Source organism: Streptomyces sp. NPDC026417 (assembly GCF_055567695.1).
The window spans coordinates 1-8607 of sequence record NZ_JBVHPY010000033.1 but is presented as its reverse complement, the minus strand read 5'-3'; the positions used below and the strand labels follow the sequence as shown (position 1 = coordinate 8607).

Below are 8607 nucleotides of genomic sequence, written 5' to 3'. Positions count from 1 at the left end.
CCCCCCCCCCCCCCCCCCCCCCCCCCCCCCCCCCCCCCCCCCCCCCCCCCCGCCCTCCCCCCCCCCCCCCCCCCCCCCCCCCCCCGCGGCCGTCGACTACCGGGACGAGGACTGGCCGGAGCGGGTCCGCGCACATCTGGACGGCCGCGCGGTCACCGTCGTCCTGGACGGAGTCGGCGGCGCCGTCGCCCGGTCCGCGGTCGGGCTGCTGGCCCCCGGCGGCCGGCACCTCGTCTTCGGCTGGTCCGGCGCGGGCGTCCGGGACGGCGGCCCGTACCTCGTCGACGGGGTCTCGGAGCAGGTCCTCGGCCCGGTGATGCTGCGCAGGACCGGCGGGCCCGACCCGCTGCGCACACTGGAGGAGCGCGCCCTCGCCGAGGCCGCCGCCGGCCGCCTGGTCCCCGCGGTGCAGCGTTTCCCGCTCGCGGAGGCGGCCGCCGCCCACCGCGCCCTGGAGACCCGCGGCACCGTCGGGAAGGTGGTCCTGGAGCCCTGAACGGCCGCCGGTCCCGAAGATGCGACGAGGTCCGGTTCATGGTGTTCTGGGCGGATGACTGTCCCCCACACAGGTGAACCCGTGGGCGCCGATCCCCGCCGCTGGTGGGCTCTGGTGGTCATCGCGCTCGCCCAGCTGATGGTGGTCCTGGACGCGACGATCGTGAACATCGCGCTGCCCTCCGCCCAGAGCGCCCTGCACATCTCCGACGGCGACCGCCAGTGGGTCATCACGGCCTACACGCTGGCCTTCGGCGGACTGCTGCTGCTGGGCGGCCGGATCGCCGACCTCGTCGGACGCAAACGGACCTTCGTCATCGGCCTGATCGGCTTCGCCGCCGCCTCGGCGCTCGGCGGCGCCGCGACCGGTTCCGCGATGCTCTTCGGCGCCCGCGCGCTGCAGGGCGCCTTCGCCGCCCTCCTCGCCCCGTCGGCGCTGTCGCTCCTGACGACCACCTTCACCGACCCCAAGGAGCGCGGGAAGGCCTTCGGGATCTACGGCGCGCTGGCGGGCAGCGGATCCGCGATCGGGTTCATCGCGGGCGGGCTGCTCACCGAGTACCTGAACTGGCGCTGGTGCCTGTACGTCAACATCCCCATCGCCGTCCTCGCCGTGGTCGGCGCGTTCGCACTCCTGCACGACCGGCCGGGCCGCACCGGCGCCCGGCTCGACGTGCCCGGCGCGGTGCTGGGCTGCGGCGGCCTCGTCGCGATCGTGTACGGATTCAGCGAGGCGCAGCCGCGCGGCTGGACGGACCCGCTGGTGCTCGGCCTGTTCGCGGCGGGGATCACCCTGCTCGTGGCGTTCGTGTGGTGGCAGGCGAGGGCGCCCCAGCCGCTGCTGCCGCTGCACATCGTCAAGGACCGCAACCGCGCGGGCTGCTTCCTGACCATGGGGCTCGCCGTCATCGGCCTGTTCGGCCTGTTCCTGTTCCTGACCTACTACCTGCAGGGCGTCCTCGGCTACTCCCCCGTGAAGGCGGGCCTGTCGTTCCTGCCGCTGACGGCCGCGATCATCGTCGGCTCGACCCAGATCTCGGCCCGGCTGATGAACCGCCTCGCGCCGCGCATGCTGATGGTCCCCGGCATGGTCCTCGCCTCGGCCGGCATGGTGCTCCTGACCCGGCTCGAGGTCGGCTCCTCGTACGCGAGTCATCTCCTGCCCGCCATGCTGCTGATGGGCCTCGGCATGGGCCTCACCTTCATGCCGGTCTTCGCCACCGCCACCGCGGGGGTCGCCCCGCACGACGCCGGAGTGACCTCCGCGACCGTCAACACCGCCCAGCAGGTGGGCGGTTCCATCGGCACGGCGCTGCTCAACACGATCGCCACCACCAGCAGCGCGGCGTACATCACCGCGCATCTGCGCGACCCCTCGCAGAAGGAGCTGGTGACCCAGGAGGGCATCGTGCACGGCTACACGGTGGCCATCTGGTGGGCCGCCGGGATCATGCTGCTGGCGGGCCTGATCGCGGGCCTGATGGTGACGGTGCGGGCGCCCCGGCACGCGCCCGCGCAGCACCCGGTGCCGGAATCAGTCCCGTGAGCCGAGCTTCGTGAGCGACTCGTCCGTCAGCCGGTACACCGTCCACTCGTCCTGCGGCCGGGCGCCCAGCGACTCGTAGAACTCGATGGACGGGCGGTTCCAGTTCAGCACCGCCCACTCCAGCCGTTCGTACCCGCGCTCCACGCAGATCCGCGCCAGCTCGGTCAGGAGAGCCCTGCCGTGGCCGCCGCGGCGGGCCGCCGGCCGCACGTACAGGTCCTCCAGGTAGATCCCGTGCACCCCGCGCCAGGTGGAGAAGTTCAGGAACCAGAGCGCGAACCCGACCGGCTCGCCGTCCTGCTCGGCGATGTGCGCGAAGGCGGCGGGGCGCTCCCCGAACAGCGCCTCGTGCAACTGCCGTTCACTCGCCCGGGCCTCGTGCACCACCTTCTCGTACTCGGCCAGTTCACGGACCATCGAGTGGATGACGGGGACGTCGGCGGGGGTCGCGGTACGAATCATGCGGGCAGGCTACGTCAGCCTCCGCGGGGCCGTCCCCCGGGCGCCGCGGGCCCGTCCGGCAGGCCTCGGGGCCGCTCGAAGAACACGAAATCCGAAGGAGACACCGGCGGTCAGCACGGGTTACCGTCCGGGCCATGAGCAGCAGGTCCACGAGCAGCGCAGCAACCGCCTCCACGGTGAACGGGGGCATCTCGTTCTGGTACGCGCAGGACGGCCTCCCCGCTCCCCGGGAACCGCTGCCGGGGGACGCCTCGGCCGACGTCGTGGTGGTCGGCGGCGGCTACACGGGCCTGTGGACCGCGTACTACCTCAAGAAGGCGGCCCCCTTCCTCCGGATCACCGTCCTGGAGCAGAAGTTCTGCGGCTACGGCGCCTCGGGGCGCAACGGGGGCTGGCTGTACAACGGCATCGCGGGCCGCGACCGGTACGCGAAGCTGCACGGCCACGACGCGGCCGTACGCCTCCAGCAGGCGATGAACGAGACGGTCGGCGAGGTCGTCCGGGTCGCGGCGGAGGAGGGCATCGAGGCGGACGTCCACCAGGGCGGCGTCCTGGAGGTGGCGTACACGCCGGCCCAGCTGTCCCGCCTGAAGGCCTTCCACGCGGCCGAACTCCGCTACGGCGAGAAGGACCGTGAGCTGTACGGCGCCCGGGAGACCGCCGCGCGGATCCGGGTCGCCGACGCGGTCGGCTCCACCTGGACACCGCACGGGGCCCGGCTGCACCCGGTGAAGCTGCTCAAGGGGCTGGCCGCCGCGGTCGAGGCGCTCGGCGTCACCGTTCACGAGCAGACGCCCGTCACGGAGATCCGCCCGCAGCACGCGGTGACCCCCTACGGCACCGTCCGCGCGCCCTACGTCCTGCGCTGCACGGAGGGCTTCACCGCGTCCCTGAAGGGCCAGCGGCGGACCTGGCTGCCCATGAACTCCTCGATGATCGCGACCGAACCGCTGACCGACGCCCAGTGGGAGTCCATCGGCTGGGAGGGCCGCGAGACCCTCGGCGACATGGCGCACGCGTACATGTACGCCCAGCGCACCGCGGACGGCCGCATCGCCCTCGGCGGGCGCGGCGTCCCGTACCGCTTCGGCTCGCGCACCGACAACGACGGCCGTACGCAGCGGGCGACCGTCGAGGCGCTGCACGAGATCCTCGTCCGCTTCTTCCCGTCGCTGGCCGGGCTGCGGGTGGAGCACGCCTGGTCGGGCGTCCTCGGAGTGCCGCGCGACTGGTGCGCCACGGTCACCCTGGACCGCTCCACCGGTCTCGGCTGGGCCGGGGGCTACGTCGGCTCCGGCGTCGCCACCACCAACCTCGCCGCGCGGACCCTGCGCGACCTCGTCCGGCACGACTCCGGCCAGGCGGGACCCACCGCTCTCACGGCGCTGCCCTGGGTGGACCACCGGGTCCGCAAGTGGGAGCCGGAACCCTTCCGGTTCGTCGGCGTCCACGGCATGTACGCGACCTACCGCACCGCGGACCGCCGCGAACTGGCCACGCACAGCGCCGCGTCGTCCCGGCTGGCGCGGCTGGCGGACCGGGTGGCCGACCGCCACTGACGCCGCCCCGCCCGCGGTCTCATCCCGCGCCGCCGGCCGCACCGCCGACGACGCGGGGGACGATCAGGTGGTGCAGCGGCTGGATCGCGTGGAAGTACAGGCGCCCGGCGGGCCGGTGGAAGCGTACGGCCGTGGTGCAGACCCCCTCGGTACCGGTGCCGGAGGCGGTCGGGCGGACCGCGAAGGACGTCCGGAAGTCCAGGTGCTTGTCGTCGTCCCCGCACAGCACCTCGGTCTCGCTCACCGAGAGCAGCCGGAACGGCCCCATCTTCAGGCCGGGTTCGATCCGGATGTCCGCCGGGGGGACGCGCCGCTGCGCCTGGAGGCCGAAGGGCGCCATCACCTTGTCCCGCACCGTGAGGAGCCGGTGCACCCACTCCGGGGTGCCGAGGAAGACCATGCGCGTGAAGTCGACCGCGCCGGTGCCGGGCGGCAGGTCCACGGCCACCGCGTCCACGTGGTCACAGCCGCCGAGGCTCTCCCGGGCCCCGTCCAGCACCGGCGTGGCGTGCCTGCGTACGTTCCCTGCGGCCATGCGTCGGCCCCTTTCTGCGGTGCGGCCCGGTCGGCTTCCGGAGGTCCGGTCGCCATGGTCCTCCTCGTGCGGTCGGGCGGGCGTCAGATGCTCGCCGGGGCCCCGAGGACCTCGCTCGGCCGCAGCGCGGTCATCACGCTCTCCACCGTCAGGACCGGTCTGCCCTCGGCGGTGGCGGTGGCGCCCTCGAAGATCCAGGTCCCGGCGAGGGCCCGGCTGATCGTCACCTCGTGGTGCAGCACGTCGCCCGGCAGCACGTCGCCGAGGATCTCGAGGCCGGACATACCGCCGAACAGGGCCACCTGCCCGGCCAGTTCCTCGGGGGGCCGGTCCCACGCGGCCAGCAGGGCCGCGCTCTGGCACCACGACTCGACGAGCAGCGCCGCCGGGTAGCCGTACCCGGACTCGGGGGTGTCGTCGGGCAGGTCGCGGTACCACGGCTCGTTGCACGTCACGGCCTTCCGCGCGACGATGCGCCGTCCCGGCTCCACGGCGAGGACGCGGTCCACCAGGAGCGCGGGATAGCGGTGCGGGATGAGCCTCTTCAGCGCGGCCACGCCGTACCCGGTGCCCGCCGCCGGGGCCGCCGCGGACGGCCCGTGGGCGGCGGCGGACGGCTCGCGCCGGTCCCCGTCGCGGTAGCGCAGCCGGAGCGTCGCGCTCTTCCCGCGCTCGGTCCGGCACACGGCCCGCACGTCCCGCACACCGTCCCCCGAGGTGACGACCGCCTCGACCGTCAGCGTGTCGCCGGGCAGCACGGGGGACAGGAAGCGCACGGACCGGATGCCCGCGAGTGCGGGGACCCCGCCGTCCGTGTCCCGCGCGTGCCGCAGCACCGCGTGGTGCACGGCGTCCAGGGCGAAGACGCCGGGCAGGAGGGGGAAGCCGGGGTAGTGGCCCGCGAAGACCGGCGCCGCGGGGTCCGCGACGAACGTCATCTCGATGCCGTCCCCGTCCCGTTCCACGACGGACGACTTCGGCATCAGCTCGATCGAGTGCACTCGGTTCCTCTCCACGGGCTTCACAGGGCGATCCGGGTGCGGACGACCAGGCCCTCGGGCCCGAGCACCGCCTTGACGTTCAGCAGCCGGTCGGAGTCGGAGTAGCTGAGCCGGACGCCCAGCGCCTGGAGCGCGGAGGCCCGCAGCTCCCCGTCCGCGCCGAGCGAGCGCAGCTGGTGCCGGGCCGCCGCCACGGCGTGGTGACCGCCGCCGGCGACCATCAGCCGGCGCAGGCCCTGCGGGGCGGCGAGGCCGCGCAGCCAGGTGGCCAGGGGCCCGATCGCGGTCTGCTCGCGCAGGTAGACGTTGCGCGGGTGGTCCGTGCACTCGGCGTCCTCGGGGCCGGCCGGGACGCGGCAGCGGTAGTAGGGCTCGCCGTTGTTCCAGGTGCCCTGCATGAGCCGGTTGCAGCGTCCGCAGCGCAGCAGCCCGCGCAGCGCGTACGGCTTCGGCGGCTCGGCGTCGCAGCCACCGGTGCGCTTCCTGCGCTCGGCGAACATCGCGTGGACCTGCTCGAAGACCTCGGAGGCCACCAACTGCCGCCCGCCGGCGGCGTCGTCGGCGACGCCCTCCGGCGTGTGACGTCCCGCGTAGCGGGGGTTGAGGAGAATGGCCCGCACGGTGCTCTTGGACCAGCCGGAGGTCTGCCGGGCCGTGCCCGCGCCGACCGGGCCGGGGCCCGGAATGCCGTCGGCGGTCAGCCCCTCGGCGATGCTCTGCAGGCTCCGGCCGTCCAGGCACTCGTGGAAGATCCGGCGCACCACCGGCGCCGTGTGCTCGTCCGGGACGAGGTGCTGCCGTTGCCCGCCGCCCTCGACGGCCGTGCTGAATCCGTAGGGCGGGCGCCCGCGGCCACGGGCGAGTTTGCGCAGCGGATATGAATGGGTGGATATGGAATGCGAATCGGTCGGACTTTCTCCCCGGATATCCGCGCAGGGGCGGGCCGGTATATGAGATTTCATCAAGCTTCCCCGTTTGTTCTCACCGGCCATTCACTCACGGCGGCACCGTGGGCCGCCGCACGGCATCGCCCCGGAAAGGGGCGCGCGTGCGGTGGTCCCGCGCGGATGAGTGAGTGCCGCCTCGGCACGGCCGGACCGGGGCCGCCTCGTCGCGGCCGGGCCCGGCCCGAGTGACTGGCCGTGGTCCCCCAGCGGGCCGCGTGCGGGGGAATCCCGCGTCGCGTGCGCCGCTCGAACTGTTCTCAAGCTATGCCCGAGGCCGGAAGTGGTACAACGCCCTGGCCGGAAGCTGACGGCCGGGTCCCGCGGTTCCCCGCCGGGCCGGCCGGTTGTGGCAGCTTGCTGAGCCCTCAGCCGTGCCCGGCCCGGCTCCCGTCCGCTCCGCGCTCACCTCTGAGCAGCCCCATCTCGGCGGCGCGCACCCCGGCCTGGAACCGCGAGCTCGCTCCCAGGACGCGCATGATCTCGGCCACGTGCCGGCGATACGTGCGTACGGAGATGGACAGCGCCCGGGCCGCCGCGTCGTCGGTGTACCCCTCGCGCAGACAGCGCAGGATGTCCTGCGGGACACCCTGGCGCAGGTGGTCCTCGGCGAGCGGCACGCCCCGGTCCCAGGCGTCCGCGAAGAGCGCGTTGAGCGCGTCCACGACGGCGGGCGCGCGCACCAGCGCGATGTGCCGGGGGCCCTCGTTGTCCGTGCCCTCCGACCGGGTCAGCACATTCTCGGCGTCGATGATGATCGCGCCGGTGAGCGCGGCGTCGCCGAGTCTGACCTCGATGCCCGGCCGCCGCCGCTGCAGTTCGGCGAGCCGGCCGCGGTCCGCCGTGGCCTGCGAGTCCAGCACTCTCACCCGCACCCCGTCCGGCACCTCGCCGGCCAGCTGGGACAGCACGTGGATGCGCAGCCGGGCCGCCGAACGGTCCGACGGCACCAGCACGTTCACACTGTGCTTCGCCTCGCCCAGCAGCCGCTGCAGGGCTCCGAGTGCCGCCCGGGCGCTCTCGGCGGTCACCAGCAGCGACCGGCTGTCCGGGGACGGGCGCTGCCCCCTGGAGACGATCGACTCGATGCGGTCACGAATCTCGAGGAGCGCCTGCTCGGCGTCACTCGAAATGTGCGAGAACTCGACCCCCGCACTGTCGAACAGACCTGAATTCTCTAGTATTTCCCCATTGGACATGCATCCCCCGTTTACGACCTCGCACGCGTTTTCACGGTGCGAGGTCCTCCCCCGAAAAAGCTGGTCAAATGCTTCCAGAATTCCCGTACGGAAGTCTACCGAGAGCAACTGTCACCGTCAACGAACAGCAGTTAGGTGAGAATTGAACCTTATTTCTCCGATGCAATGCCGGAAGAACGGGTCAGCGCGCGTTCGCGGATTCGCCGGGGGCCGCTCGGCGCGCTCCGCGTTTGACCAGTCCCGCGATCACGGCGTGGTGAAAGGGCTCGATCGCCCGGAAGTACAGCCGCCCGGCCCTGCGGTGGAAGCGGACGACGGTCGTGCACACGGCCTCGGGGCCGTGCGGTCCCTGCCGGACGGCGAAGGAGCAGCGGAAACTCAGGTGCTTGTCGTTGTCGCCCGCCAGGACTTCGTCGTCCGCGACGCTCAGCAGCCGCAGCGGGCCGATCCTGGCACCGACCGCCACGGCCGCGGGGGCGCCCCGTTCCCGCTGCTTCAGGCCGAACGGGGCCACCGCCGCGTCGCGTACCGCGAGCAGGGACCGGACCCAGCGCGGCGGTGACTGCAGCATGCGCCGGGTGAAGTCGACCGCGGTGACGCCGGGTTCGACGTCGACCGCCACGGCGTCGACGTGGTCGTAGCCGCCCAGCCCGGCCCGCGCCGCGGCCACCACCGGCTCCACTTTCCTGCGTACCGCGACCCGCTGCATCTCGTGCTCCGTTCCTCGGGCGTTGTGGTTCGGGCGTTGTGGTTCGGGCGTTTGGGTGTGGGGTGGGGTCAGTCCTTGATGTCGCAGATGGGGGCGCCGGAGGTGAGGGAGGCGCCGACTTCGGCGGTGAGGCCCTTGATGGTGCCGGAGCGGTGGG

Annotated in this window: 8 protein-coding genes and 1 pseudogene; 3 read left to right on the top strand and 6 right to left on the bottom strand. The window is 73.3% G+C overall.

Going from position 1 to position 8607, the window contains the following annotated elements:
- Nucleotides 1–85: 85 nt before the first annotated feature.
- Together ACZ4NT_RS34800 and ACZ4NT_RS34795 are read left to right on the top strand one after the other, a co-directional pair.
- Nucleotides 86–496: pseudogene (locus ACZ4NT_RS34800) on the top strand (zinc-binding dehydrogenase); the annotation flags it as partial.
- Between the two features lie 54 nt (nt 497–550).
- The gene (locus ACZ4NT_RS34795; protein ID WP_467729159.1) at nt 551–2041 is read left to right on the top strand and encodes an MFS transporter; all 1491 of its coding nucleotides are present in this window, start codon (nt 551–553) and stop codon (nt 2039–2041) included.
- Here the strand turns inward: ACZ4NT_RS34795 and ACZ4NT_RS34790 are convergent.
- On the bottom strand, nt 2030–2503 hold the full coding sequence (locus ACZ4NT_RS34790; RefSeq protein WP_121402225.1) for a GNAT family N-acetyltransferase: 474 nt from the start codon (nt 2501–2503) through the stop codon (nt 2030–2032). The genes ACZ4NT_RS34795 and ACZ4NT_RS34790 overlap by 12 nt on opposite strands.
- Nucleotides 2504–2637: 134 nt before the next feature.
- Here ACZ4NT_RS34790 and ACZ4NT_RS34785 point away from each other — a divergent pair, with 134 nt between their 5' ends.
- The gene (locus ACZ4NT_RS34785; RefSeq protein WP_467729157.1) at nt 2638–4062 is read left to right on the top strand and encodes an NAD(P)/FAD-dependent oxidoreductase; all 1425 of its coding nucleotides are present in this window, start codon (nt 2638–2640) and stop codon (nt 4060–4062) included.
- Nucleotides 4063–4081: 19 nt separating this feature from the next.
- Here ACZ4NT_RS34785 and ACZ4NT_RS34780 read toward each other — a convergent pair whose 3' ends face one another.
- The 5 genes from ACZ4NT_RS34780 to ACZ4NT_RS34760 form a co-directional block, all read right to left on the bottom strand.
- The gene (locus ACZ4NT_RS34780) at nt 4082–4597 is read right to left on the bottom strand and encodes a DUF2867 domain-containing protein (protein WP_467729155.1); all 516 of its coding nucleotides are present in this window, start codon (nt 4595–4597) and stop codon (nt 4082–4084) included.
- Between the two features lie 83 nt (nt 4598–4680).
- Complete coding sequence (locus tag ACZ4NT_RS34775) at nt 4681–5598, bottom strand: 3-hydroxyacyl-ACP dehydratase FabZ family protein (protein ID WP_467729153.1); 918 nt, start codon at nt 5596–5598, stop codon at nt 4681–4683.
- Between the two features lie 20 nt (nt 5599–5618).
- Complete coding sequence (locus ACZ4NT_RS34770; RefSeq protein ID WP_467729209.1) at nt 5619–6560, bottom strand: recombinase family protein; 942 nt, start codon at nt 6558–6560, stop codon at nt 5619–5621.
- A gap of 350 nt (nt 6561–6910) precedes the next feature.
- On the bottom strand, nt 6911–7741 hold the full coding sequence (locus tag ACZ4NT_RS34765; protein ID WP_121402220.1) for a helix-turn-helix domain-containing protein: 831 nt from the start codon (nt 7739–7741) through the stop codon (nt 6911–6913).
- 181 nt (nt 7742–7922) lie between these two features.
- Nucleotides 7923–8450: a DUF2867 domain-containing protein gene (locus ACZ4NT_RS34760; protein WP_121402219.1), complete on the bottom strand. Its 528-nt coding sequence runs from the start codon at nt 8448–8450 to the stop codon at nt 7923–7925.
- Nucleotides 8451–8607: the final 157 nt, after the last annotated feature.

Bases quoted from the DNA above. Each gene is read 5' to 3' on its own strand.
- ACZ4NT_RS34780 (WP_467729155.1), bottom strand. From the start codon at position 4,597: ATGGCCGCAGGGAACGTACGCAGGCACGCCACGCCGGTGCTGGACGGG.
- ACZ4NT_RS34770 (WP_467729209.1), bottom strand. From the start codon at position 6,560: ATGAAATCTCATATACCGGCCCGCCCCTGCGCGGATATCCGGGGAGAA.
- ACZ4NT_RS34790 (WP_121402225.1), bottom strand. From the start codon at position 2,503: ATGATTCGTACCGCGACCCCCGCCGACGTCCCCGTCATCCACTCGATG.
- ACZ4NT_RS34760 (WP_121402219.1), bottom strand. From the start codon at position 8,450: ATGCAGCGGGTCGCGGTACGCAGGAAAGTGGAGCCGGTGGTGGCCGCG.
- ACZ4NT_RS34765 (WP_121402220.1), bottom strand. From the start codon at position 7,741: ATGTCCAATGGGGAAATACTAGAGAATTCAGGTCTGTTCGACAGTGCG.
- ACZ4NT_RS34785 (WP_467729157.1), top strand. From the start codon at position 2,638: ATGAGCAGCAGGTCCACGAGCAGCGCAGCAACCGCCTCCACGGTGAAC.
- ACZ4NT_RS34795 (WP_467729159.1), top strand. From the start codon at position 551: ATGACTGTCCCCCACACAGGTGAACCCGTGGGCGCCGATCCCCGCCGC.